At 58.9% G+C, this 25,198-nt stretch carries 20 protein-coding genes; 13 read left to right on the forward strand and 7 right to left on the reverse strand.

The features are described 5' to 3' along the window. Positions 1-95 precede the first annotated feature (95 nt). Together nrdG and nrdD are read right to left on the reverse strand one after the other, a co-directional pair. Positions 96-620, reverse strand: a complete 525-nt coding sequence (gene nrdG, locus ACMHYW_RS12590) for an anaerobic ribonucleoside-triphosphate reductase-activating protein (RefSeq protein WP_414500220.1) — start codon at positions 618-620, stop codon at positions 96-98. After that, on the reverse strand, positions 617-2,776 hold the full coding sequence (gene nrdD / locus ACMHYW_RS12595) for an anaerobic ribonucleoside-triphosphate reductase (protein ID WP_414500221.1): 2,160 nt from the start codon (positions 2,774-2,776) through the stop codon (positions 617-619). Before nrdD ends, nrdG begins: the two co-directional genes overlap by 4 nt. 496 nt (positions 2,777-3,272) lie before the next feature. Here nrdD and ACMHYW_RS12600 point away from each other — a divergent pair, with 496 nt between their 5' ends. Continuing rightward, positions 3,273-4,556, forward strand: coding sequence for a DEAD/DEAH box helicase (locus ACMHYW_RS12600; RefSeq protein ID WP_414500222.1), 1,284 nt, complete (start codon positions 3,273-3,275; stop codon positions 4,554-4,556). A 114-nt stretch (positions 4,557-4,670) separates the two neighbouring features. Here ACMHYW_RS12600 and ACMHYW_RS12605 read toward each other — a convergent pair whose 3' ends face one another. Together ACMHYW_RS12605 and ACMHYW_RS12610 are read right to left on the reverse strand one after the other, a co-directional pair. Continuing rightward, the gene (locus tag ACMHYW_RS12605; RefSeq protein WP_414500223.1) at positions 4,671-5,693 is read right to left on the reverse strand and encodes an Ldh family oxidoreductase; all 1,023 of its coding nucleotides are present in this window, start codon (positions 5,691-5,693) and stop codon (positions 4,671-4,673) included. Between the two features lie 215 nt (positions 5,694-5,908). Next, positions 5,909-6,727: a GNAT family N-acetyltransferase gene (locus ACMHYW_RS12610; RefSeq protein WP_414500224.1), complete on the reverse strand. Its 819-nt coding sequence runs from the start codon at positions 6,725-6,727 to the stop codon at positions 5,909-5,911. A gap of 160 nt (positions 6,728-6,887) precedes the next feature. Between ACMHYW_RS12610 and ACMHYW_RS12615 the strand changes: the two genes are divergently transcribed. Continuing rightward, positions 6,888-7,325, forward strand: coding sequence for a hypothetical protein (locus ACMHYW_RS12615; RefSeq protein WP_414500225.1), 438 nt, complete (start codon positions 6,888-6,890; stop codon positions 7,323-7,325). 151 nt (positions 7,326-7,476) lie between these two features. On the opposite strand, the gene ACMHYW_RS12620 is transcribed toward ACMHYW_RS12615, so the two are convergent. Then, on the reverse strand, positions 7,477-8,949 hold the full coding sequence (locus ACMHYW_RS12620; RefSeq protein WP_414500226.1) for a SulP family inorganic anion transporter: 1,473 nt from the start codon (positions 8,947-8,949) through the stop codon (positions 7,477-7,479). Between the two features lie 598 nt (positions 8,950-9,547). Between ACMHYW_RS12620 and ACMHYW_RS12625 the strand changes: the two genes are divergently transcribed. The 3 genes from ACMHYW_RS12625 to ACMHYW_RS12635 all read left to right on the forward strand — a co-directional run bounded on the left by ACMHYW_RS12625 (position 9,548) and on the right by ACMHYW_RS12635 (position 12,576). After that, entirely contained in the window at positions 9,548-10,840 is a 1,293-nt protein-coding gene (locus tag ACMHYW_RS12625) for a methyl-accepting chemotaxis protein (RefSeq protein WP_414500227.1), read from the forward strand. A 446-nt stretch (positions 10,841-11,286) separates the two neighbouring features. Then, complete coding sequence (locus ACMHYW_RS12630; protein WP_414500228.1) at positions 11,287-11,691, forward strand: VOC family protein; 405 nt, start codon at positions 11,287-11,289, stop codon at positions 11,689-11,691. A 495-nt stretch (positions 11,692-12,186) separates the two neighbouring features. Next, positions 12,187-12,576 carry a DUF4354 family protein gene (locus tag ACMHYW_RS12635; protein ID WP_414500229.1) on the forward strand — a complete coding sequence of 130 codons (390 nt, stop codon included), beginning with the start codon at positions 12,187-12,189 and terminating at the stop codon, positions 12,574-12,576. 11 nt (positions 12,577-12,587) lie between these two features. On the opposite strand, the gene norR is transcribed toward ACMHYW_RS12635, so the two are convergent. Further along, positions 12,588-14,129, reverse strand: a complete 1,542-nt coding sequence (gene norR / locus ACMHYW_RS12640; RefSeq protein WP_414500230.1) for a nitric oxide reductase transcriptional regulator NorR — start codon at positions 14,127-14,129, stop codon at positions 12,588-12,590. 177 nt (positions 14,130-14,306) lie between these two features. Here norR and norV point away from each other — a divergent pair, with 177 nt between their 5' ends. The 5 genes from norV (at position 14,307) to ACMHYW_RS12665 (ending at position 20,305) form a co-directional block, all read left to right on the forward strand. Beyond that, positions 14,307-15,746: an anaerobic nitric oxide reductase flavorubredoxin gene (gene norV / locus ACMHYW_RS12645; protein ID WP_414500231.1), complete on the forward strand. Its 1,440-nt coding sequence runs from the start codon at positions 14,307-14,309 to the stop codon at positions 15,744-15,746. A gap of 10 nt (positions 15,747-15,756) precedes the next feature. After that, the gene (gene norW, locus ACMHYW_RS12650) at positions 15,757-16,899 is read left to right on the forward strand and encodes an NADH:flavorubredoxin reductase NorW (protein WP_414500232.1); all 1,143 of its coding nucleotides are present in this window, start codon (positions 15,757-15,759) and stop codon (positions 16,897-16,899) included. 59 nt (positions 16,900-16,958) lie between these two features. Continuing rightward, positions 16,959-17,843 (forward strand): SAM-dependent methyltransferase TehB, encoded by an 885-nt coding sequence (gene tehB, locus ACMHYW_RS12655; protein WP_414500233.1) that lies wholly within the window; start codon positions 16,959-16,961, stop codon positions 17,841-17,843. Positions 17,844-18,021: 178 nt separating this feature from the next. Then, positions 18,022-19,530 (forward strand): peptide MFS transporter, encoded by a 1,509-nt coding sequence (locus tag ACMHYW_RS12660; protein WP_414500234.1) that lies wholly within the window; start codon positions 18,022-18,024, stop codon positions 19,528-19,530. Between the two features lie 103 nt (positions 19,531-19,633). After that, entirely contained in the window at positions 19,634-20,305 is a 672-nt protein-coding gene (locus tag ACMHYW_RS12665; RefSeq protein WP_414500235.1) for an SGNH/GDSL hydrolase family protein, read from the forward strand. A 107-nt stretch (positions 20,306-20,412) separates the two neighbouring features. On the opposite strand, the gene ACMHYW_RS12670 is transcribed toward ACMHYW_RS12665, so the two are convergent. Further along, the gene (locus tag ACMHYW_RS12670; RefSeq protein ID WP_414500236.1) at positions 20,413-21,294 is read right to left on the reverse strand and encodes an SDR family oxidoreductase; all 882 of its coding nucleotides are present in this window, start codon (positions 21,292-21,294) and stop codon (positions 20,413-20,415) included. Between the two features lie 560 nt (positions 21,295-21,854). Between ACMHYW_RS12670 and ACMHYW_RS12675 the strand changes: the two genes are divergently transcribed. The 3 genes from ACMHYW_RS12675 (at position 21,855) to ACMHYW_RS12685 (ending at position 25,148) form a co-directional block, all read left to right on the forward strand. Next, the gene (locus tag ACMHYW_RS12675) at positions 21,855-22,730 is read left to right on the forward strand and encodes a hypothetical protein (RefSeq protein WP_414500237.1); all 876 of its coding nucleotides are present in this window, start codon (positions 21,855-21,857) and stop codon (positions 22,728-22,730) included. A gap of 228 nt (positions 22,731-22,958) precedes the next feature. After that, positions 22,959-23,876 (forward strand): hypothetical protein, encoded by a 918-nt coding sequence (locus ACMHYW_RS12680; protein WP_414500238.1) that lies wholly within the window; start codon positions 22,959-22,961, stop codon positions 23,874-23,876. A 75-nt stretch (positions 23,877-23,951) separates the two neighbouring features. After that, positions 23,952-25,148, forward strand: a complete 1,197-nt coding sequence (locus tag ACMHYW_RS12685) for a hypothetical protein (protein ID WP_414500239.1) — start codon at positions 23,952-23,954, stop codon at positions 25,146-25,148. Positions 25,149-25,198: the final 50 nt, after the last annotated feature.

Here is a 25,198-nt window from a genome sequence, read left to right on the forward strand (position 1 = left end):
AGACATGTGCGAAGATGCACAACCACCTGTTATATAAAGGGCTGTGCATCTAGAAAGAAGCATTGAAGCAGGCCGATGGCCCATATGGCGTGGCTTCAGCCCTGCTGAGCGATCACGGCAACGGCATCGGTACCTTCCAACGCATGCTGAGCCGCTGGAGTAAGTGCCAGAATGCGTTGGTTGCGGCTTCCTCGCCACAGTAGCGTCTTGTCCAGCTGATCCTGTTCGAAGCGACCATCGACCAGTACGTCGATCATGTCGACGATCTTCTTCTGATCATCTGTGAGGTGTTCGAAGGTATACCCTGTCCACATCCAGATGTTCTTGTCCGGACATTCTGCCCGAACGCGACGCACCAGCCGCTCAATGGTCGGCATGTTAAGCGGAAACAGCGGGTCTCCTCCCGACAGTGTCAGCCCTTGGCGCTTTACATCGGTGTCCTGAAGATCAGCAATGATGCGGTCTTCAAGTTCACGCGAATAGGGGGAGCCTGCCCGCGGTGACCACGTCACCGCGTTGTAGCAACCCTTGCACTTGTGCTCGCAGCCAGCCACGAACAGTGTGGCACGCGTACCCGGGCCATTCACCATATCGACAGGGTAGTAACCCACCACGTTCATAACTGGCGTTTCTCCTGCACTTCGACGGAACCGCCCATGTGCTTGACGCGACGCTGCACTTCTTCCTGTTTGCCTTCGTTGAACGGGCGAGCATCGGGGCTGCCGAGGTAGCCACAGACACGACGGATCACGGACACCGTGCGTGGGTCATGGTTGCCACAGGACGGGCATTGGAAGCCCTTGTTAGTGCAGTCGAACTCACCCTGATAACCGCAACGATAGCATTCATCGACCGGCGTGTTGGTGCCATAATACGGCACGTGACGATAGCTGAAGTCCCAAACGTCTTCGATCGCTTTCGGGTTGTGCTGCAGGTTCGGGTACTCGCCGTAGCAGATAAAGCCACCGCTCGCGAGCGGAGGATAAACCTGCTCGAACTTGATTTTGGAGTACGGATCGACGTCTTTCTCGACGTCGAGGTGGAAGCTGTTGGTGTAATACTTCTTGTCCGTTACCCCGTCGATCACGCCAAACGTTTCACGGTCGAGGCGGCAGAAACGGTCACACAGGTTCTCGCTCGGCGTGGAGTACAGGCTGTAGCCGTAACCGGATTCTGCCGTCCAGCGCTGCGTTGCTTCCTTGAGATGACGTACGATAGCGACCGCTTTTTCCTGCAGATGCACGTCGTCGTACAAGTGCACGTCAGAGCCAAACAGCGCGCGAACAGTTTCATGCAGACCGATATAGCCCAGAGAGATGGAAGCGCGACCGTTCTTGAACAGATCGGCAATGCAGTCGTCCGCTTTCATGCGCACGCCACAGGCCCCTTCCATATACAGGATCGGAGCAACGCGAGCATGTGTATGTTTCAGGCGGTCGATGCGGGTCTGAAGTGCCTTATGTGCCAGCTCGAGGCGAGCGTCCAGCAGTTTCCAGAACTCAGCTTCGTCACCACGGGCTTCAATGGCGATACGTGGCAGGTTAAGACTGACGACACCTAGATTGTTACGACCATCGTGCACTTCTTCGCCCTGCTCGTTCGTCCAGCGTGACAGGAAGCTGCGGCATCCCATCGGAGCCTTGAATGACCCGGTCACCTCAACCACTTTGTCGTAATTGAGGATGTCTGGGTAGATGCGCTTGCTGGTGCACTCGACGGCCAGCTGTTTGATGTCGTAGTTGGGATCTTCCGCATTCAGGTTGACGCCGTCTTTCAGCGAGAACACCAGTTTCGGGAAGACCGCCGTTTTCTTGTGACGCCCCAAACCTGCCAGACGCGTGTTGAGGATCGCTTTCTGAATCATGCGCGCCGCCCAGTCGGTTCCCAGACCGAATCCGAACGTCACGAACGGGGTCTGGCCATTGGCGGTATGCAGTGTGTTGATTTCATATTCAAGTGCCTGGAAGGCGTCCTTGCACTCTTTTTGAGTGCGCTCCATGGCGTAGGCGTCCGCGTCGGCAATGTTCCAGCGCTCCGCGACCGCGTGATGCTTCATGTAGCTGCGGCGTACATACGGTGCCAGTACTTCATCAAGGCGGTTGAGGGTTGTGCCACCATAGATGTGGCTGGCCACCTGCGCGATGATCTGCGCGGTAACAGCTGCAGCCGTCGCGATGGATTTGGGCGTTTCGATCTCAGCGTTGCCCATACGGAAACCGTGGTCCAGCATGCCTTTCAGGTCTACCAGCATGCAGTTGAACATCGGGAAGAACGGCGAATAGTCGAGATCGTGGTAGTGCAGTTCGCCACGTTCATGAGCACGCACGACATCGCGCGGCAGAATGTGACGTTTCGCGTAGTGACGCGCGATGATACCCGCCAGCAGGTCACGCTGGGTCGGAATGACCTTGCTGTCCTTGTTGGCGTTTTCGTTGAGCAGGCTTTTGTCACGCAGATTGATCAGCCCCTCGACTTCGTCGATCAGGGTGCTGCGGCGCTCGCGTGCCAAGTCGCGGCTGTGGCGATATTCGATATAGGCGCGTGCCAGACGCGTGTGGCCGCTGTGCATCAGTGCATCTTCTACGCACTGCTGGATATCGTCGATATCCACTGTCTCTCGGGCTTCAAGGGTAGCGATAGCTTCATCTACGATGGATTTCAGGCTCTCGGCGTCATCAAAGTCGATCGCGTGCGCGGCCTTGAGGACAGCCTTCCAGATACGGCCTGCATCAAAGGGCACTTCACGTCCGTCTCGTTTGGTTACTACCGGTGCCATTTTATCCACTCCCTTGTACCCAAAGGCCTTCACAAGTTATACACAGGATGCCCACATGTTGTATATAAGCACGTGGTCAACCACTAGATATAGTCAATATGAGTGAAGAGTAGTTAAGCAAAGCCTCGCGGACAATTCTTGACAACCGCGCCAAATCGTCGAATGGGGTTTTACAACACACAGCGGCTCGCTATGAAGCCCAGTAGTCATGTGGGCTGGGGGAAGCTATTGCAGGGCCATTGACAGACTGTCGCACCCCTATGGTCATTTTTGTCGCACCCCAGCTCTAACCCGCATGACACCGTTCACACATACACCACCGCTTGCGCTCTGTTCCCCCCTCCCTCAGAATGCCCGTCCCCATGATGGCCTGTTGTTTCGATGCAGTTCGCAACCGGCCTGCGCGTGTGGCGCTGTTCATCACCTGAAAAGCGTTTCATCACCCGCTCAGAACAACTCTATCCTGTGAGTGAAGGATAGCCTTGCGAGGTACGCCGTGTTCGACCAACTGCTCTCCCATTCCGACCTTCTGCGCGCCGTTGCGGCGCTTGGCTTCACCGAGCCTACCGACGTCCAGACACAGGCCATTCCTGTCGTGCTGGAAGGTCATGACGTACTGGCAACGGCCCAGACCGGCAGCGGCAAGACGCTGGCGTGGCTGCTGCCCGTGGTACAAAAACTGCTCACCGGTAGCCCGTCCCGTCAGCCCCGCGCGCTGATCGTGCTGCCCACGCGCGAACTGGCGCAGCAGATTGCCGACGTCGCCAAACAGCTGACGCGCGAACTACCTCTGCGCATCGCGCTGGTCACCGGCAGCGAAGATCACTTCTCTCAGCAGAAGATGCTGCGCCGCGGCGGCCACGATATCGTGATTGGTACCCCGGGACGCCTTCAGGAGCGTCTCGAAGACGGCTTTCTGGTACTGGATCAGGTATCTCACGTCGTACTGGATGAAGCCGACCGCCTGCTCGACATGGGCTTTGCCAATACGGTCACCCAGCTGGCCCATGCCTGCGCACCGGAACACCAGACGCTGCTGTTCTCGGCCACCGAAGGCAACCTCAAGCTGCGCCGTCTAAGTGAAGACGTGCTGAAAACACCTAAGCGCCTACGCATCACCCCGGCGCGTCAGGTCAGCGCGCATATCCGTCACCAGCTCATTACTTCTGACGACTTCGAACAGAAGCTCGAACAGGTCGCATGGCTGCTGGAACACAGCGAATTCGACAAAGCCGTCGTGTTCTGCAATACCCGCGAACACGCCGAACTGCTGTATGGACGACTGGCGCGCCAAAAACTGCCGGTGTTCATCCTGCACGGCGAATGCGACCGCCGCATGCGCACGCTGGCGGTAGAACGCCTGCGCACAGGCAAGGTGAAAGCGCTGATTGCCACCGATGTTGCCGCACGCGGTCTGGACGTAGAAGGGCTGGAGCTGGTCATCAACCTAGACGTACCGCGCCGTGGTGATGACTACCTACACCGTGTGGGCCGTACCGGCCGAGCCGATGCCGAGGGGTTGGCCATTACGCTGGCAATGCACTTCGAATGGAACCTGATGGCCAGCATCGCCCGCTATTTGAAGCTGGGGCAGATCGAACGCCGCATCATCGAAGCGGTACCCGCACGCTATCAGGGCCCTGAGAAGGTGAAGGCCTCCGGTAAGGCTGCGGGAACACGCAAGAAAAAAGAGAAGAAAGCAGAAGCGAAGGACAAGGCGAAGGCATCGGCCAAAAAAGCCAAGGCCAAGAAAGCGAAAAAAGCCAAATCACGCAAGTAATCCACACCCCCTCATCGGCAAAACGGGTGTGGATAACACAATGTGCGGGTAGAGGTGCCGCGGACTAGGCACCGCTACTCGTCATATCGTGCCGCGTATCACAGCAGCACGGTCTTACAGCAGTGCGTTCAGGTCATCGAACAGCGCCTGAGGAATATCGACCCCTTGCTGCCGGCTCACCGCGCGGTTGCGGTAGCGCCGCGCGCCTGGCATACGCACGCCGTCATCTTCCATCACCTTGAACAGCGACGTTTCGGCACGCGCCAGTTCCTGATCGGCGTATTCCCCCAGAAAACGTTTCGGGTCGATGACGATCACCAGTTCCCCGCCCATCGGCAATGTCTTACCTTCCCCACCGTCGAATGCCAGCGATTCACGGCTAGTCATGTCAGCAATCAGCGGCCCCGCCAGCAATTCAATCATCACTGACAACGCTGAGCCCTTATGGCCACCGAAGGTCAACTGAGCACCGCGCAGTACCTTGGCGGCATCGGTACAGGCATTGCCCTCTTCATCGACACCCCAACCTTCCGGAATCGGCTTGCCTGCCCGGCGATGCAGCTCGATCTCGCCGCGTGCACTCGCACTGGTCGCAAAGTCGAAGATATAGGGATCACGACCATCAGGACGCGGCCAACCAAATGCAAAGGGGTTGGTGCCCAGCAAACGCTGAGAACCGCTATAAGGCGTTACCCAGGCATGGCTGGGGGTGCAAGCGATGGCAACCAGTCCCGCTGCCGTGAACGCTTCGATATCGCGCCACAGCGCGGCATAGTGGACACAGTTGTTGATCCCCATGGCGGCGATCCCCTGCTCACGTGCCATCTCAATCAGTTGGGGTACCGCTTGCTGATAAGCCAACGAGTAGAAGGCCTGTTGAGCATCCACGCGCAACAGCGCAGGAGCCATGCGATGAAAGACAGGCTCCGCATCGCCAGAGGCCTTGCCCTGCTTGAGGGTATGCACACATCCCAGCACACGGTACAACCCGTGAGAAGCACAGCCATCGCGCTCGCCAGCCACCACCGTATCCGCGATCGCATGCGCGTGGGCCGCGTTGAAGCCGTTGTGTTCGAGGATGCGGACGGCAAGCGCGTGAGCATCCGATAAGGAAAGGTGAACCGTTGCTGTTGTCATTGTAAGGCGTCCTGTCGGAGGAAAGGTTGAGCTTCGTGGATACGACAGTAGTGGGCAAGCACCCGTTTGTTATCATGTCACGATATCAGATGACGCCATCGTCGTGTAAATCCCCTCTATAGGCCCTTATGAGGAGTCAGCATCTCGCCCTGCCTCTGCTCCGAAACGCCTCCTTCGCTTCTTCTTGAACGTCTTTTCTTCTTAGACGCGCAGCGTCATTCATCTGTCGCGCGCTCATCATTCTCACTCAAATTCCACGTGTCGATCATTCCAAGGGCACTGAACCCTTGTCGCGCATAGAGCGATTGCCCGGCCTCCGACGCCTGTAGCACGCACCAAGCTGCGCCTCTATCGTGGATGCGCTGCAAGGTCGCTTCAAACATGGCGGTACCAATTCCCTGCCGCCGATGGGCGGGGTGCGTGGCGATGTCATTGATGCTGGCGATGCCATCGCGGATGAACAGTGAGGCGGTTGCCACAGGCTTATCTCGGTCAACGCCGATCAGCAGCTGCCAATGCGTCTGTCCTCGCTCTGGTGGGCACATGGCGCTATAGACCTCGCGGACTTCCGCTGCTTCGACGGGCGCATCGCGTTCGAAGATCGTGCTCATAATGCTGCCGAACAGCTGTATATCTGCCGTAGTGGTCACTTCGTACACCCGAAATCCGGGCCGCTGCGACATCACGGGCAGTCCGCTCATCTCGCGCGCCATCGCCATGTCCGACTCGGCGTACTGCCACCCTTGCTGGGCCAACCAACGCCGTACGTCAGCGGATGCCTGTTCGGGCAGCCACCAGCTGGCAGGCCAACGATAGTGGCGATATAGCGCGGTAATGGAGGCCACGTCCTCGAAGGTACTGGGAATGCCCGATACCGTGTTGAAGGTGTCCGATGCCCAGCCGCTCAGACAGCTCAGCACAGCGTCGTGCCGAAAGCAGCGTCCCGACGGCAGCCGTTCGGTGAGGTGACAGAAGCGCGCCTCCATGGCCTCTAACAGCACAGGCCACAGCGAATGAAGAACGGAGTGCGACATGGATCTGACTCCTGGTCAGTGGTGGTGACGAGCGCGGGGTTTTCTGCGAATACCCCTGACAACGGGCGTCGCTAGGGTTCGCCGATGAGGCATTCCATACTCGCCTTATCGACTTCAATCCCTTGCGCAACGATGCGCTTTTAGCTTGAAAGGATCCATCATGACACTGGACGAAGCACTAGACCAACTGACTCAATTGCATGATATGCATGGAGATCTTCCCGTACTGCACGAAGGCTACGATGAAGGCCCCGACGAGGGCTGTATTGTGCGTCTGCAGCCGGTTCTGCTGCGGGAAGTCGCGGAAGCAGAAGATGAAGACGGCACGACCTGCGATCGCCTGTTCTTCGAGCTTCCCCATCAAGGCGATGCCATGATGCTGAGCGAGATGCTGGCGGGATTGAACGCGCTGGCAGAAGAGCAGCCGGGCGATCTGCTGCTGGTGCTGGAAGCCGATTACGGCTATCTGGATGAACTGGCGGATATCGACGTCGTGGACAGCCTTGATCAGCTTGGCCCGTTCTTTGAAGAAGATATCGTCGACATCAATGCGTCCCAGTTCCCGTGTGTGCTCATCCGGGCCGCAAGCACACTGTGAAGCGTACACTGTCGAAGTTGAGAGTGACGCGTTAACCGGAGCGCAAAGCGCCCCGGTCGATCACCGCGCCCTAAGTGGGTACACAAGAAGCCCTGTCGCGCGCGGGGATAACCTCGGCGGCTTCGATGCAATCGCGACCACCGTAAGAAGGTCAGTGGCTGTCAGAGAGCGCGTGCGCACGCGCCAACAGCCGCTGACTATGAGCCCCCAGTCCCGTCAGCACCAGCTGCTTGCCTTCTTGGGCATAGCGGCGTCTTAACGCCTCCAGTGCCGCAATGGCCGAATGATCGGCCAGCAGTAGATGCCGACAGTCGAGCGTCGTACGTTCACTGTCGTGACGTGGATCAAACGCCGCATCAAAACGCGTGGTGGAGGCGAAGAACAGCGTTCCCCTTCCGTAATAGCAGATATTACCGTCCTGCGTGTCACGCCGTATCTGTAGCTGTGCGGCATGCTTCCAAGCAAAGACCAGCGCAGCAATCACGACGCCGCACATCACGGCAATCGCTAGATCGGTCACGACCGTTACTACGGTGACCACCACAATGATCGCAATATCACTGCGCGGCACCCTTCCCACCGTGCGCAGCGAGTTCCACGCAAAGGTCTGCTGGGCCACGACAAACATCACACCGACCAGTGCCGCCAGCGGGATGTGCGCGATCAGCGGCGACAGGCACAGGATATACAGCATCACCATGCCTCCGCAGACGATACCCGACAGACGCCCACGCCCTCCCGAGCCAAGGTTGATCATCGTCTGGCCGATCATTGCGCAGCCCCCCATGCCTCCGCACAGGCCGGACAGCACATTGGCGGCCCCCAGCGCGACGCACTCTCGGTTGGGCTGACCCGCGGTGCGGGTAATATCGCAGGTCAGGTTGAAGGTCAGCAGGGTTTCGAGTAGCCCCACCATCGCCATCAGTAGTGCATACGGCGTAATGATCTTCAGCGTGTCCAGCGTCAACGGCGCCATCGGCCAAGCCGGCGTCGGCCAGCCACCGGCCATATTGGCCATATCACCCAGCGTTCGGGTCGGCAAATGCAGGCCCCAAGCGGCCAGCCCCATCACACCGATGGCGATCAGCGCAGGCGGAATGGCGGAAAATACGCGTGGCACCAAATAGACGATGGCCATTGTCATCGCGGCCAGCACCACCATCACACCCAGTGGCATGCCGGTCAGAAAGTGCTCGTCCACTTTGAAGTGGCCCAGCTGCGAAAGAGCAATCACGATCGCCAGCCCGTTGACGAACCCGAGCATAACGGGGTGAGGAATCATACGTACCAGCACGCTCAACCGCAGCAGCCCGAACAGCATCATCACAATACCGCTGAGCAGCACGGTCCAGAGGAAATAGGCCGTGCCGTGCTGCGCCACCAGCGCGATGATGACCATCACCATCGACCCCGCCGCACCGGAGATCATGCCAGGGCGTCCACCCAGAAGCGCGGTGACAAAGCAGATGATGGCCGCACCGTACAGCCCCATCATGGGGTTGAGCTGGGCCACCAACGCGAAGGCTATCGACTCGGGAACCAGCGCAAAAGAGGCAGTCAGTCCGGCCAGCACATCGCGACGGCAGGCGGCAAGGTTGAAAGAAGGCGAAGCAATCAAGGCCATGGCATGGGGGTTCCACAGAAAACGAACACAAGGAGGAACGGGACCTCCGCATCGGCCCGCAAGAGCGGGCGGTGGGCACAGTGTAATGAACCGGTGAAGGCTTTTCGAATCCGACTGTTTGAATGTGTTTCTTGCCCCTCCTGCGGACACGCCGTGCGCGCCCTTCACCCTCCTTAATCGACAGAATGCCAGCGCCAGCTAAAGAGCGCGGCGACCTCTATCGGATAATGGGAATAGAGCGCAGGCTCACAATTAACGTTACAATTATTACAAAAAATTACAACCAAAATCAAAACAAGACACTTCAATTCTAAAGTTATTTAGACCTCATTAAATCGTTAATTTTCAATAAGTTAAAAAAATAATGACACATAAGTAATATTAAATTTCACATAAAGTAACTTCTTCAATCCAGAATAAGCGACGAATACTTTAGTCTTTTTATCGGAGTGTCGTTAATAGCATCCACGCGCCGTACGGCTCGCCAGCAGATGGCACTCGACCAGCGCCCTTCATGTGACAGATGCTGCCCAGTCCAACTCGTCTCGGTACCCCTGGCGCGGTCTGTTCCCTCTCATGAAAATGGATATGAACCACCATGTTTTCCCGATCTCGACACCTGAAACAGACCGCCGAGGCGATGCAGCATGCCATGGCCATCATCGAATTCGATATGAATGGCATCATTCTGGCAGCCAACGATCGCATGCTTGAAACGCTGGGATACGAGCGCGCCGAACTGATCGGGCAGCATCACAGCTCGCTGTGCGAAGACAGCTACGTCAACAGCGCTGAATACAAGCAGCTCTGGATTGAGCTACGCCAGGGGCATTTCCGTGAAGGCCGCTTTCGCCGTGTTCGCAAGGGCGGCGGGCCGCTGTGGCTGCGCGCGTCCTACATTCCCGTCCTCAACCGTCGCGGACGTCCCACGTCGATCATCAAGACCGCCATGGACATTACGCGTCGCGTCGCACGGGAGCAGGATTCTCGTGGGCAACTGGATGCCATTGATCGTTCGATGGCGTCGATCACTTTCGACATGGATGGCAAAGTACTCGACGCCAACGATAACTTCCTGAGCGTAATGGGCTATCGCCGCGAGGTGCTGATCGGCAAGCACCACAGCTGTCTGTGCGATGATGAGTTTAGGCGCTCTCCCCGCTATACCGACTTCTGGGAGCGGCTACGGCAGGGTGAATTCATGTCTGGTCAGTTCCGCCGCATCGCGGGCAACGGACAGGAGCGCTGGCTGGAAGCCACCTATAACCCGATCCGGGATGCCGACGGTCATCTGATCAAGGTCATCAAGCTGGCAACGGATATCACGCAACGCGTACAGGTCAACCAAGCCGAGGCGGAAAGCGCCCAGCTGGCCTATCGCATTTCATCCAATACGCAGCAGACGACCATCGAAGGTACGGGCATCATTGAACGCACCGTCGACGAGATCCACCGCGCTGAAGAGATCGTGACGCACGCGTCACAGATGATCGACGAACTGGACCGCCGGTCGTCGGGCATCAACGCGATCATTTCCAGCATTGAAGCCATCGCACGCCAGACCAACCTGCTGGCGATCAATGCGTCAATCGAAGCCGCCCGCGCGGGCGAAAACGGCCGAGGATTCGTGGTGGTGTCACAGGAAGTGCGCCGCCTGTCCGGCAGCACATCAGATGCTACTCAGCAGGTGGTGGATACCATCAAGCAGCTGCGCGAGCTGGCCCAGCAGGCTAATTCACGCATGCGCGAGTGCATGACGTGTGTCAACGAAGGGGCCAGCATGGCTAATTCCGCGGGCGACATCATGAAACGCATCCATCAGGAGTCGTCCGATGTGGTGACAGCGGTGGAACGCTTCTCCAGTCAGGTCAGCATCGACAAAGTGAGCTGACAGCAACGCAAAGCGCCGCCGTTGTCAGGCGGCGCTGATGCCATTGATCCTTTCTCGAAAATGGCACGCCCCCCTTATGGCACACACTGTATGCCCCCTCCTGCTCACCGTCGTTCGGATAGCGCACCGCACAGTGCCCGCGCCGCAGCCTTTTGGCCGGCATATACACGAGCGTCAAATGCCGCACACGGCGACCCGAAAGCATAAGGACGCCGCCAAAACGACCTGCCTGACTTCACACCATTCTCGATACCCCATTAGAAAGGGCATCCCTCAAAGACCACGCCCGTCTGTCACGACAGACATTGACGCGGCGACAGCGGAAAGAATTATAGTGAGTAAGTGGGTTCGACACGCTTGAGTCTGCCGCATGCGCGGCGGCTACCGTTATGCCCGCGGTTATCCATACGGACAGCCGCTTAACCGACTCATCAGAGGATACTGCAATGTCCGTTCCCCTTACGCATGGCGTTCACCACGTAGGTCTGGCCGTTTCCGATCTGGAAGGCAGCGCGGACTTCTTCACCCGTATGCTGGGGTGGCAGGAGGTCAAGCGACGCGAGGACTACCCCGCCGTCTTCGTCAGTGACGGCTGCATTATGGTGACACTGTGGGCCACCGAGGAAGGCGCATCACCGTTCGACCGCCGCAAAAACGTCGGGCTTCATCACCTAGCATTGCATGTGCAGCGCCACGCCGAACTGATGGTTATTCATCAACGATTGGTCGATAACGGCATCCGAATCGAATTCGCGCCCACTGAACTCAATGGCGGACCAGCCATGCACATGATGTGCTATGACCCGAGCGGGATCCGGGTTGAATTCTACTGGACCGGCATCGCGTCCTGACCAAGAGCCTCTTTCTTTCCAGCTCTTGCCGCGATACGAATGAAACGGCAAATGGGGTGAGCACGCCTTTGGCTGACAGTCTCACCCTCATACGTTCTATGCAGCGCACCGTGGGGCGCACGCAACTCTTCATGCAGCCCACTTCGTACCTAGGCGCACGAAAAGGGGTGAGAACTCCCCTTGGCTGACCGTCTCACCCTCATATGTTCTAGGCAGCGCATCGTGGGGCGCGCGCAACTCTTCATGCAGCCCACTTCTTGCCTAAGCGTTCGAAAGGGGCGAAAAAAACCCTTGGCTGACTGTCTCGCCCTCATACGTTCTAGGCAGCGCATCGTGGGGCGCGCGCAACTCTTCATACAGCCCACTTCGTGCCTAAGCGCGCGGCAAACCACGGCCTAGCACTATGCGATCAGTCCGATAGGCCAGGGGGCGCGCAGCAGAAAGCGGCACAGCGTCTACGCTGAAGGCATGATGTTATGCTGAAGAGGACGATTCATGCTCAAGCGCAACGGGATACTGGCCATCATGCTGTCGATGATGGCAGGAAGCGCGGTGGCGGCAACGCCCGCAGACTCGGTGATGGTCATCGCGTCGCCGGACGGCACACAGACCACGACGCAGGGAACGACAACATATTTCACGCGCCTTTTCGAAGTGTCGCTGACCAACGTGGGCCATCAGGCCGTCGATCTCGCGCACGGCTGCTTCAAGGCGTATGACCGCCGCGGCACATCGTATTCGCTCGATATCGCGGAAGAAGGCCTGTTGAAAGGAACGCTAAAACCGGGGCTGCACAAGAAGGGCGACATGGGCTTTTCATCGCTGCAGCCCGACGTCTATGACGCAGACATCATCCGCTTCAGTACGGACTGTCCACGTCAGTAGGTCGGCATTGACTACTTGAGCTGTAGCCGTTTGGCCAGTCGGTGCAGGTTGGGCGCATTGACGCCCAGCTGGCGCGCGGCGGCTGTCCAGTTACCGTGACAGGCCGTCAGCGCATCCGATATCCAACGACGCTGGAAGGCATCGGTCGCATCGCGCAGTGATGCCTGCGGTGCATCGACGTGCACGGCAGCAATCTGTCCACTCAGGGTCGGCGTATCAGTACTGTCTGCATCGTCCGTCCACTCCAGCGCCAGATGCTCGGGCTTGAGCACCGCTTCCCCCTGCCGACAGACGGTTCCCGCAATGACCGCAGCACGATAGATGACGTGCTCTAGCTCGCGTACATTGCCGGGCCATGGATAGCGTTCGAGCCGCTGCAGCGCCGCCGGTGATAGCGATAGCTGGCGCAACGACAGCCGTGCACGACAACGTTCACAGAAGAATCCGGCCAGCAGGGCAATGTCACCTTCGCGCTCACGCAGCGAGGCCACGTGAACGGGGAACACGCTCAGTCGGTGGTACAGATCGGCGCGGAAGCGCCCTTGCAGCACCGCTTCTTTCAGATCAACATTGGTCGCAGCAATAATGCGAACGTCAACTTTCACGCTGCGATCATCGCCGATACGCTGTACATCACCGTACTGCAGCACGCGCAGCAGCTTGGCCTGCAGCGACAGCGATAGCTCACCGATCTCATCCAGAAACAGCGTGCCGTGGTTCGCCATTTCAAACTTACCCGCACGATTGCTGATCGCGCCGGTAAAGGCCCCTTTCACATGCCCGAACAGCTCGCTTTCAGCAACCGATTCGGGCAATGCCGCACAGTTCAGGTACACCATGTCCTGTGCGGCACGCGGCGACCCCGCGTGCACGGCTTGCGCCACCAGCTCCTTGCCGACCCCGGTCTCACCCAGAATCAGCACGCTCAGATCCGTACCCGCCACCACGGCAATTTCCTGTCGTAGCTGCTGCATGGCCCGTGACTGGCCGATCATGTCGTGGGCGGCGCTCTGCCCCGGCGAGCGCGGCATGGGCAGTTGCACGGGCTGCTCTTCGAGCTGACGCACCAGCAGCGCGTTATCAAGCGCCACGGCCACCAGTGCACTGATCAGCCGCAGTGCTTCGTCCGAAAAGTCGCTAAACTGATCGGCACTCAGACCGTCCAGCGTCAGTGCCCCGATCAGCATCTGATCGCGCAGCAACGGCAACCCAATGCAGGCATGAACGTGCATGTGCTCGTGACCGGGAATCAGCCCATCGTAGGGATCCGGCAAGGCGCTGTCGGCCGGGAAGCGCACGATGTCACCCGCGCGGGCGATCGCCTCCAGTCGCGGGTGCTCGTCGATGCGGAAGTGCCGACCGCACACGTCCGGCGGCAAGCCGGCCATCGCCAGTGGCCGGAAAACACCGTGGTCATAGTGCAGCAGCGCGGTGGCATCGCACTTCAGCAGCTGGTGAAGGCGCTGCACCAGACGCTGAAAGCGATCGGGATCGCCGATATCGGTCTGAAGCGCCAGCGCGACATCGGCCAGCGAGCGAAAAGAAAGCGACATGACACCCTCCCATCAGCGTGTATCATCAAGATATTCACCTTACCATATTGATATCTTTTCGCGAATATCAATAAGACACTAACTCTTAATAACTAATTGAAAATAAACACTAAAAATAATTGGCACATTTCCTGCCAATGAAGGAGTGCACATGTCATTCGTTCAGGGAGCAGCAACATGTCGATTCACGTCACAGGCAACGTTCATTGGGTAGGTCAACGCGACTGGGAAATCCGCGACTTCCACGGCACCGAATACCACACGGTCAAGGGCAGCAGCTATAACAGCTATCTGATTCGCGAAGGCAAGAACGTGCTGATCGACACCGTCGATCACCGCTTTAGCGAAGCGTTCGTGCGTAATCTGGCACAGGAAATCGACCTGGCCGACATCGACGCTATCGTTATCAACCATGCGGAAGAAGACCATGCTGGCGCACTGACCGCGCTGATGGCGCGCATTCCAAACGTGCCGATATACTGCTCGCGCAATGCCATCGACTCCATCAACGGGCATCATCATCATCCCGAATGGCACTTCAATGTTGTGAAGACCGGCGACGCGCTGGATATCGGCAACGGTAAGTCCCTCGTCTTTGTCGAAGCCCCGATGCTGCACTGGCCGGATAGCATGATGACCTACCTGACCGGGGATGCGGTGCTGTTCAGCAACGATGCCTTCGGCCAGCACTATTGCGACGAACATCTGTTTAACGATGAAGTGGATCAGGCTGAGCTGTACGAACAGTGCATGCGCTACTTCGCCAACATCCTGACCCCGTTCAGCCCGCTGGTCACCGCCAAGATCAATGAGGTGCTGGCGCTCAAGCTGCCACTGTCGATGATCGCCACCTCACATGGGGTGGTCTGGCGCGAACGCCCGGAGCAGATCATTGAGCACTATCTGGAATGGGCGGATCACTATCAGGAAGACCGCATCACCATTGCCTACGACACCATGTCGCGCAACACCCGCATGATGGCCGATGCTATCGCCGAGGGGATCAGCCAGGTCGACCCGCTTGTCGCGGTCAAGAGCTACAACATTTCGCGCAGCGACAAGAACGAAGTGCTGACCCAGATATTCCGCTCTAAAGGCGTACTGGTCGGCTCTTCGACCATGAACAACGTGATGATGCCCAAAGTCGCGGGCATGCTGGAGGAACTGGCCGGTCTGCGTTTCCGCAACAAGAAGGCCGCGGCATTCGGCAGCTACGGCTGGACCGGCGGGGCGGTCGATCGCGTGCAGACACGTCTGATGGATGCGGGGTTCGATACCACCCTTTCGCTGAAGGAAAAGTGGCGTCCCGACACAGACGCACTCGAAGCATGCCGCGAGTACGGCCGCACCATCGCTCGCCTGTGGGCGCTGCATGACCTGTCGACATCACAGCCAACCGCCCCGACCCGCGAAGCCACCGACGTCGACCCCGCCACGCTGGACAAGAAACCGCTGGGACCGCGCATGCAGTGCAGCGTTTGCCAGTGGATCTACGACCCGGCCAAGGGCGAACCTCAGCAAGACGTACCACCGAACACGCCGTGGGAAGACGTGCCGGAGACCTTCCTGTGCCCCGAGTGCGGGCTGGGTAAAGACGTCTTCAACGAAATGATCTGACGAGGCGACCATGACACACGATATCGTGATTGTGGGGGCCGGCTTTGCCGCACGTCAGCTGGTCAGAAGCGTGCGACGCCTGGACCCCGAACGCCCCATCCGCATCGTGACCGCTGACAGCGGCGACGAATACGCAAAGCCCGAACTGAGCCATGTGTTCAGCAGGGGGCAGTCAGCAGACGATCTGATCCAGCAGTCGGCCGCAGATTTCGCCAACGCGAACCGCTGCACGCTTCACGCGCACACCTGCGTCAATACGATCGATGCCGAACAGCGCCGCATCGACACCGACGCGGGCACCTTCGACTACGGTGAACTGGTGCTGGCCACTGGCGGGCAAGCCATCGTGCCCCCCGTACTGGGCCACGAATGCCTGCTGACCTTCAACAGCCGTCAGGAATATGCGCTGAGCGAAGCGCGTCTGCGCGCGGCAGAGCATGTGATGGTGCTGGGGGCCGGTCTGGTCGGCACCGAACTGGCGATGGATCTGGCACGTGCCGGGAAACGGGTGACACTGGTCGATCAGGCCACAACCCTGCTGCCTACGGTACTGCCACCGCTGTTCGGTGGTCCGTTGCAACATACGCTGCATACGCTGGGCGTGTCGCTGCATCTGAATGCGACCCTGCTCAGCGTACTGCCCGACCGCAACGGTCTGCGCGCCATGCTGTCGACAGGCACATCGGTGACGGTGGACGAAGTGATCTGCGCGGTAGGACTACGCCCCGATACCCATCTGGCCGCCAGTGCCGGGGCGGAAGTGCGGCAGGGCATCGTGGTCGACGACCAGCTAGCAACCAGCGTGCCACACCTCCATGCGCTCGGTGATGCCGCAGAGATCGGCGGTCGCCTGTGGCCGTTCCTGCAACCAATTCAGCTCAGCGCCGCAACGCTGGCCCGCGTACTGACGGGCGACGACAATGCGCATCTGATGCTACCGCCGATGCTGGTGAGGGTGAAAACCCCCACCTTCCCCATTCAGGCCGCAGGCGATCCGTTCCACCCCGATGTGCGCTGGCGGATCTCGGCCGATGCTGACGGCATGACCGCCGAAGGCCGTACGGAAGACGGTACACTGCTTGCCTTCCTCTGCTTCGACAAGCACACGGCGAACGCCATTGGCCTGCTGAAGCAGTTGCCACGCTTACGCTGAACCACCCATGCGCCGTGCTTCGCCGATGCACCCGGTGAAGCACGGTATGAGGAGCCTTCATGACATCATCACTGAAATGCAATCAGACACTGCCGGAATGGACCGCCGCCACCCTGCCTCCTGCCCTGCGCGAGCGCCACTGTGCACCCGAAGGACAGTCGGCACAGCTGCGCGTGCTGGCGGGTACGCTCACGATGGAATGGCTCGACGATGCCGATCAGGTGACGGCCACGTATGATGCCTCGGCACAGCAACCGCTGCCGCTCGTGCCACCGCATCAGGCTCACCGCATTGTCAGCGTGTCCGACGACCTGCGCTGCCAGCTTTCACTGTTCTGTGCGCCAGAAGACTACGGCCACCTGAAGTACGGCATGACCCGCACTCACTCTGAGGTCATCAACGCCTTCCAGCACACCGAGACCCAGGCGCCGCTGCGCGTGCTTGATCTGGGCTGCGGAGGCGGGCGCAACACGCTGTACATGGCGCTCAAGGGGCATCACGTCACGGCGCTGGATCACAACATCAACAGCCTTGAATCGCTGGCCACCGTCGTGCGCAACGAAGCGCTGGAAGAACACGTCGATATCCACCAGGTCGACCTCAACCAGTACGCCGTCAGTGGCGAGTACGACATCATGATCTCCACCGTGGTGATGATGTTCCTGCAGCCCGGCACACCAGAGCGTCTGATCCGTGATATGCAGACACACACGGCCCCCGGCGGCTACAACCTGATAGTGGCCGCGATGTCGACCGATGACTATCCATGCCCCATGCCGTTTCCGTTCACCTTCGGCACGGGCCAGCTGAGCGGCCTCTACACCGATGCAGGCTGGACACTAGAACGCTACAACGAAGATGTTGGCGAACTGCACCGCACCGATGCGCAGGGCAACCGCATCAAGCTGCGCTTCGCAACCCTGCTGGCCCGCTGCCCGGCCTGAACCACCTGACCTACTTCACCCTAGCGGCATGAACAATATGAATAAGGAGATTATTCCTTGTTCATGCCGCAGACGGCTCTCCCAGCACGTTTCCTGCATACATGAATGTTTCGTTTAGATACGGTAATGATAGAAGCCGGATGATCTAACCCCCTTCATGTTTAAGGAGAACATGCTCATGTCGACATCCATGACCTCGCCGCAGCGACGGCGAGCCTTTACCACGCTGTTTATGGTCGAAATGTGGGAGCGGTTCGGCTATTACGGCATGCAAGCGCTGATCCTGTACTACATGATCCAGCGCCTAGGCTTTCCCGATACCCGCGCGAATCTGGTCACCAGCGCAGCGGCCGCACTGGTCTATGCCACCCCTGCCATCGGCGGTCTGATCGGTGACCGCTGGCTGGGCACGCAGCGCTGCATCCGTATCGGTGCCGTCATCCTGACCGCGGGCTATGCGCTGCTGGCCCTACCCGTGCAGAGCGAATCGTTCCTGATGATCGGCCTAAGCGTGGTGATCGTCGGCAACGGGTTCTTCAAGGCCAATGCGGGCAACCTGCTCAGTCGTATCTATCAGCACAACACCGCTGCTCTCGACAGTGCCTCGACGCTCTACTATATGGCCGTCAACATCGGCTCAACGCTGTCGATGCTGCTAACGCCGTGGGTCAATGATGCGGTGAATGCGCGCTATGGCAGCGGCCTCGGGTGGCGCGCGGCATTCGCCTGCTGCGCACTGGGCCTGCTCGTCGGGCTGGCGAACCTGCTGGCAACACGCCATACACTGCACCACGTCCGCTCGGCACTCGACCAGCAGCCCGTTTCCTTTACCCGCTGGGTCATGCTGCTGGCCATGAGCGTGGCGTTGGTCGCGTTCAGCACGCTCATTCTGTCCTACACGCAGCTGGCCGCGCTGGTCGTCTATGCCCTGGCCCTGATTGTACTGGTCACGTTCGTCGTGCTGATCCTGCGCGAACCACAGGCATCGCGTGCGGGCCTACTCATCGCGGCTATCCTCACTCTGCAAACGATGCTGTTTTTCATCTTCTATCAGCAGATGTTCACCTCGCTCAATCTGTTCGCGCTGCACAATATCGATCTGAACGCATCGCTGTTCGGCCTGTCACTGTGGCGCTGGTCGCCTGCGCAGTTTCAAGCACTAGACCCGATTTGGATCATGCTGCTCAGTCCGCTGCTGGCGTGGGGGTATACCGCCCTCGAACGCCGCCATCTGGGGCTGCCAACGTCGGTGAAATTCCTACTGGGCTTTCTGGCGATCACGGCAGGTTTCGCGGTCTTCGGCTCGGCGCGCACCTTTGCCCATGATGGGCTGGCCTCATCGTGGGTCATGGTGGCGGGCTATGGGTTCTTCTCGCTCAGCGAACTGCTGATCAGCGGGTTGGGCATCGCGATGATGTCGCGCTACATTCCCGCCCACCATCGCGGCTTCATGATCGGCATCTACTTCGTAGCCACGGGGCTGGCACAGTATGCTGGCGGCGTGATCGCCAACCTAGCGAGCGTACCGGCCGATATCGACAATGCGCCGCTCAGCCTGCCGATCTACTCGGGATTCTTTATGAAGATGTGCCTGACCGGCGTAGGCTTCTGCGTACTGGTCGCGGTAACGCTGCCTTGGCTGTTAGCCCTGCAACGCCGCCATGCCTTCGCGCACTCATCATCCTGATACCACGCGCTGCGCCGTCGCTCATGCCATTGTGGTCGGCGGCACAGTCAGGTATGAATGAAAGACGACGCCTTTCACTCGAGCCACGCCGGAGAGACCGCCTATGTCACGTACCCTTGTCTGCTATGGTGATTCCAATACGTTCGGCATGATGCCGTTCGCGTGCCCCGCCCAGAACCATCGCTGGCCGGTAGGACAACGGTGGCCCGACCTTCTCCAGCAGCATCTGGGCGACGCGTGGCATGTTATTGCGGAGGGATTGCCCGGGCGCACGACGGTGTACGATGATCCGCGCGGCGAGTGGCTCAACGGTCGGCGGACGCTGCGGCCGGTGCTGGCGTCCCATGCCCCCGTAGCACTCCTGATCCTGATGTTGGGCACCAACGACCTGAAAGTCATCTTCGACGTGGATGCTGCCACGATCGCGGCTAATGTCGGCACGCTGATTGACGATGTGCGCCGCTTTGCGGTCGGCCCCGCATTGCAGTCCCCCCAAATACTAGTGCTGTCCCCCATTCCCATTAATGAAGCAGCGATCCCAGACAATGCATCTGCAGGTGGCGATGCCAAATCGCGTGCTCTAGCAGGGCATATTGAAGCGGTCTGTGCCCAGCAGCAGGTCGCCTTTCTCGATCTGGCGCCCTTGGGCCATGTTCAGGACGATGGCGAACATCTGGATCCGGCAACACATGCACGCATTGCCCGTGCGGTGGCGGATAAGGTGCAGTCCATCACATGTACCGAGGGTGCCCGTGTAGCGCGGCCCTCAGCGTAACGCTTGCCGTCACTGCCTCATCGCTACTGTCAGCTCATTTCCACATACGATAAAGGGCACCCCATGGGGTGCCCTTTGCTGTACCGATCAATCGCGCGAGGTGAATATCAGGCAATACATGCCCCGCCGTTGGCACCCCACACCTGCCCCGTGCAATAGCTGACCTCATCAGTGGCCAGTGTCACGTACAGCGGTGCGATCTCAACCGGCTGGCCGGGGCGCTTAAGCGGCAGCTCGGCCCCGAACTTCTGCACGGCTTCGGGGGGCTGACCACCACTGGACTGGAGCGGCGTCCAGAACGGCCCGGGCGCAACCGCATTGACGCGAATGCCCTCGTCCGCCCACTGCTGGGCCAGACTGCGCGTAAAGGCGATGATGCTGGCCTTGGTCTGCGCATAGTCGAGCAGGTTAGGCGACGGCATAAACCCCTGCACCGAAGTGGAATTGATGACCACCGCCCCGGGCTTAAGGTGGCGATGCGCTGCTTTAGTGATCCAGAACAGCGCGTAGACGTTGGTCTTGAAGGTCTCATCGAACTGCTGCGTGGTCAGCTCGTCAATGCCATCAACCGCCTGCTGCTTGCCCGCGTTGTTGACCAGAATATCCAACCCACCCAATGCGTTAACGGCCTGTTCGACCAGCCGGCCGCAGAACGCTTCGTCCTTGATATCACCCGGCAATGCTACGGCCTTGCGACCCGCCTTCTCGATCAGCGCAATCACTTCATCGGCATCGCTCTGTTCAGCAGGAAGATAACTGATAGCGACGTCTGCCCCTTCACGCGCATAGGCAATCGCCACCGCACGCCCGATACCAGAATCGCCACCGGTAATCAGGGCCTTACGCCCCGCCAGACGACCGTGGCCTTTGTAGCTCTGCTCACCGTGATCGGCACGAGGCGTCATATTGCTGTCGAGGCCCGGTGGCTGCTGCACCTGGTGCTCAAACGGTGGCTGGGGAAAGCGCTGCTGAGGATGCTGAGAACTCATGGAATGACCTCCTTGCTCGTGATGACCGAGCACCTGCCCGCCCTCTGAGTCCGACGGCCGCGACAGTGGCTGTTCAACCTGCGCTCGGTAACGCATTCCTCATGAATGCCTGTTACAAGTCCTAGTGCCTGTGTACGGGAATGGCAACCTGCGCCTCCCAGATTGCACATTTCATCGCCGCACTATCGGACAGGAATATCGCCCTGACCTCTCCATTGTTCGGCCCAAACTCAAGTGGCGTTACATCCTCATCAACAGGACATGTCTTATTTTTATTGAGCGCTTCCTATAGTGCCTTATTACATCACCTATGAATGGATGAACGGCAATACGAATGCAATTATCGACACTCACTGCCGTAAATAGCGTTTTATAAAAGATAACGCCTTTGATATTGACGGCGAGTGATGAATCGCCAGGGTTTATTACCCGTTTTATTTTTCCGGTACGATAACTCATCTAATAAAATAAGAACAATGACAACAATAACGATAAAAACGTCTCGCACTCTTCTCGCCGCTGCACTCGCGACCCTGCTTCCCCTCAGCATGAATGCGCCCGTGGCACATGCAGAAGAGGCGACCGTCGCCATGCCGACGTTCGGGTCGCTGACGCTGGATCAGGTCAGCCGCTTCAATCGCTATGGCCGCAACATAGCCCTGATGATGCGTGCGCAGTACCGCACCACCGCCACAGCCTGTGCCGATGGTCAGCCTGCCTATGCGTGCAGTGGCATCATGCTGCGAGCGCTCAATGGTTTCTCGACCAGCTGGCATGCGTGGGAACCCAGCCCGCTGGCCGACCGCGACGGTACGATGTCGTTCTCTTGGCTGCGCCGCGACACGAAATTCAAAGGTTTCGCCTTCGGCCATGAAAGCGGTTACGTGCTGTTCCCGGCACGCAGCCATCCCTCCTACCAGATCGACTACACCGCGCACTGCTACTTCCCGACCGACGGCGCCACCTATGAGCGCGACGATCACGGCTGTGGCGCAACCACGCTGTTGTTCCCCAACGACAGCCGCGGCTGCGAACAATACGGCATCACCAGCGTGGACGCTTGGCGCCAGCACTACTTTGCCGTCGAAGACCGCCAGCACCACCAGTGCGCCTTCATGCTGAACGGCGATCGCGACACGGCACGCCGTACGTTCCAGCTTGCCCTGCAGGCCGGCGCTTCACTCGGCGACATCGCGTTCAACGATGTTACCGAATTCAAGCTGGACGTCTGGCCCCACGGCACCAGCGCCAAGCTGCCAGTCGAGGCGTTCTTCTATCAGGGCGGCAAGGAAGGCGGACTGGAACACGCGCGCAACTATCAGCGCGACTTCTACGAGCAAGCCCATCGTTTCGTGCCGGTCATCCGACTCGACATGCCAACCAGCGCAACCGATGACGTAGGGTTCGCCTACCGAGCAGAAGATCAGGGATTCTGATCCCCATTAGCGGTTTGCCTTGCCTAACGAAGTCACATTAAAAGCAAACAAGCCGCTTATTACCATCGCCGTGCATTTATTTCCGATCGGACATATTTATTGTCGGTGTTGTCCTTTGCTTATACGACAACTACCGACAATAGCCTTTGGATATTCAGGCAGGGGATAATAATAGTGATCTTGATGAAGATCACCCTCACAATAATAATATAAATAATGGTAACTACCATGCGCTATTACAAAAATAATATTCTTGGCGCGCTTGGGGCAGTATTCGCACTGATGACGGCACAACATGCCCTCGCGGATACCTCCTCGACCACTGCCGAGAAACCCCGCACGGCCAACGAGCTCACCCAACGCTACTACAACACGACCTCGACATGTGACAGTGATGCGCCGGCCTATACGTGCTCCGGTGTCATGCTGCGCGTGCTCGGTGGCTATTCCGATAAGTACCACGCCTGGGATCCGAGCCCGTTCTCGGTTACCTCCGGCGCGACCTCCTTCTCCTACCTGCGCCAGGACTCCAAGTTCGGCAAGCTGGCCTTTGGCTACAACAGCGGCCTGATCCTGTACCCGCAGCAGCAGGCACCGCAGGGCACGATCAAAGTCACCGCCAAGTGCTACTTCCCGATCGACTCCGATACGGCGCTGCGCAGCGATAGCGGCTGTGCCGAGCACAGCTCGTACCCGGATTCTAGTGCTTCCTGCGACCAGTACGGCATCACCACGGCCGACGCATGGTACTCCCACTACACCAGCGTCACCGACTCGCGCCGTCGTCACGAATGCGGGTTCTATCTGGATGAACGCGTTGCCAACGCACAAGCACGCGACAACTTCTATCTGGCCCTGCAATCGCAGCAGAAGCTGGGCAGTGAAGGCTTCAGCACCCAGAACGAATTCCGTCTGACTACGTGGGCCGCCAACATCCCGAGCCAGCTGCCGATCCAGGCGTTTTTCTACCTCGCCAACAGCGAAGGGCTGAACAACGCCCAGATGTATCAGAAGGACTACTTCAACTCGACCGGCAAATTCGTGCCCGTCGTCCAGCTGACGCTGCCGGCCTCCATGGATCAGAACGCCAAGTTCCGCTTCATCCCGGCAGACCAAGCGGTCGACTCTGACGCCGCCACCTCCTGAGTCGCCTTCCCTCTTATTCAGCTAGCGGGCCGCACGCCATGATCGTCGGCGGCCCGCCTCCGCAGAGCACACCTCATGACATACGAACAGTTCATCTACAGCCTTCTCGGCATCTTGTCACCGTTCTTCACCCCAGGCGTACAGGCAGACAACCTGCCGACACAGCCCGATGTCGTCGTGACGCCAACATCGTCCACCTCGACATCGACAGCAACCACGCCCCCCACAACCTCCACTACCGATAACAGCTCAACCAGCACCGGATCGTCCACCTCCGGTACGGGCACGACAACGGGGTCAACCACCGGATCATCCACCTCCGGCACGGGCACGACAACGGGGTCAACCACCTCTGGTACGGGCACGACAACCGGATCAACCACTGGCTCGTCTACCTTTGGTACAGGTACAGCGACCACAGGGTCGACCACCACCACTACGACCGAGCGACCGACCGTTAAGACGCCGCGCCGTCGCACGGCGCTTGAGCTGAGCCGTCAGTACTACGACACACGCTCACAGTGCGATGATGGCTCTCCGGCCTATATGTGCACAGGGGTGATGCTGCGTTCCAATAAGAACTACTCCGATCAGTACCATGTCTGGGACCCGAGCCCGTTCTCGACTAAGACAGGCGGCACGTCGTTCTCGTGGCTGCGCAGCGACACGCGCTACTCGCACCTGGCCTTCGGCTACAACAGCGGCTTCATTTTCTTCCCGCAGCAAAAAGCCGATGCGAATGCCGTCAAGGTTGATGCGCTGTGCTACTTCCTGTTGGATGCGTCGACCGCCTCACGTGACAATCACGGCTGCGGTGCCGCAACCGTCGAGTTCCCCGATACCAGCAACACGTGCGATCACTACGGCATCGCGACCGCCGAAAAATGGCTCGAACACTATCAGTCCGAGCAGAATGACCGTCAGCACCATCAGTGCGGCTTCGATCTGACCGGCGATAAAGCGACAGCGGCTGAACGCTTCAAGGTCGCGACCACAGCTCACGCGCTGCTGGGCGATACTGGATTCAACGAACTGAACGAGTTCCGCCTGGCCACATGGGAAAGTGGCAAGGGTGGCCAGCTGCCGTTGCAGGCCTTCTTCTATCTGACCGACACCGATGGTTTGTCCGACGCTCAACACTACCAGCTCGACTACTACAACCAGACTCAGGCGTTCTTACCAGTCATTCGCATCACTATGCCGCAGACACAGAGCGCACAGGTGCAGTTCAACTACGTACCGAGCGATCAGGCTCTGACACCGGTCTATTGATGGCGCCATGATGGGAAGCGAACGTAATGCCTTGTCGGCAACACTCGCTC

Source organism: Zymobacter sp. IVIA_12111.31 C1 (assembly GCF_047495495.1).
Lineage (GTDB): Bacteria > Pseudomonadota > Gammaproteobacteria > Pseudomonadales > Halomonadaceae > Zymobacter.

Bases quoted from the DNA above. Each gene is read 5' to 3' on its own strand.
- ACMHYW_RS12660 (WP_414500234.1), top strand. From the start codon at position 18,022: ATGTCGACATCCATGACCTCGCCGCAGCGACGGCGAGCCTTTACCACG.
- ACMHYW_RS12610 (WP_414500224.1), bottom strand. From the start codon at position 6,727: ATGTCGCACTCCGTTCTTCATTCGCTGTGGCCTGTGCTGTTAGAGGCC.
- ACMHYW_RS12680 (WP_414500238.1), top strand. From the start codon at position 22,959: ATGCGCTATTACAAAAATAATATTCTTGGCGCGCTTGGGGCAGTATTC.
- nrdD (WP_414500221.1), bottom strand. From the start codon at position 2,776: ATGGCACCGGTAGTAACCAAACGAGACGGACGTGAAGTGCCCTTTGAT.
- nrdG (WP_414500220.1), bottom strand. From the start codon at position 620: ATGAACGTGGTGGGTTACTACCCTGTCGATATGGTGAATGGCCCGGGT.
- ACMHYW_RS12605 (WP_414500223.1), bottom strand. From the start codon at position 5,693: ATGACAACAGCAACGGTTCACCTTTCCTTATCGGATGCTCACGCGCTT.
- ACMHYW_RS12615 (WP_414500225.1), top strand. From the start codon at position 6,888: ATGACACTGGACGAAGCACTAGACCAACTGACTCAATTGCATGATATG.
- ACMHYW_RS12685 (WP_414500239.1), top strand. From the start codon at position 23,952: ATGACATACGAACAGTTCATCTACAGCCTTCTCGGCATCTTGTCACCG.
- ACMHYW_RS12620 (WP_414500226.1), bottom strand. From the start codon at position 8,949: ATGGCCTTGATTGCTTCGCCTTCTTTCAACCTTGCCGCCTGCCGTCGC.
- norV (WP_414500231.1), top strand. From the start codon at position 14,307: ATGTCGATTCACGTCACAGGCAACGTTCATTGGGTAGGTCAACGCGAC.
- ACMHYW_RS12630 (WP_414500228.1), top strand. From the start codon at position 11,287: ATGTCCGTTCCCCTTACGCATGGCGTTCACCACGTAGGTCTGGCCGTT.
- norR (WP_414500230.1), bottom strand. From the start codon at position 14,129: ATGTCGCTTTCTTTTCGCTCGCTGGCCGATGTCGCGCTGGCGCTTCAG.
- ACMHYW_RS12670 (WP_414500236.1), bottom strand. From the start codon at position 21,294: ATGAGTTCTCAGCATCCTCAGCAGCGCTTTCCCCAGCCACCGTTTGAG.
- ACMHYW_RS12665 (WP_414500235.1), top strand. From the start codon at position 19,634: ATGTCACGTACCCTTGTCTGCTATGGTGATTCCAATACGTTCGGCATG.
- ACMHYW_RS12635 (WP_414500229.1), top strand. From the start codon at position 12,187: ATGCTCAAGCGCAACGGGATACTGGCCATCATGCTGTCGATGATGGCA.
- tehB (WP_414500233.1), top strand. From the start codon at position 16,959: ATGACATCATCACTGAAATGCAATCAGACACTGCCGGAATGGACCGCC.
- norW (WP_414500232.1), top strand. From the start codon at position 15,757: ATGACACACGATATCGTGATTGTGGGGGCCGGCTTTGCCGCACGTCAG.
- ACMHYW_RS12625 (WP_414500227.1), top strand. From the start codon at position 9,548: ATGTTTTCCCGATCTCGACACCTGAAACAGACCGCCGAGGCGATGCAG.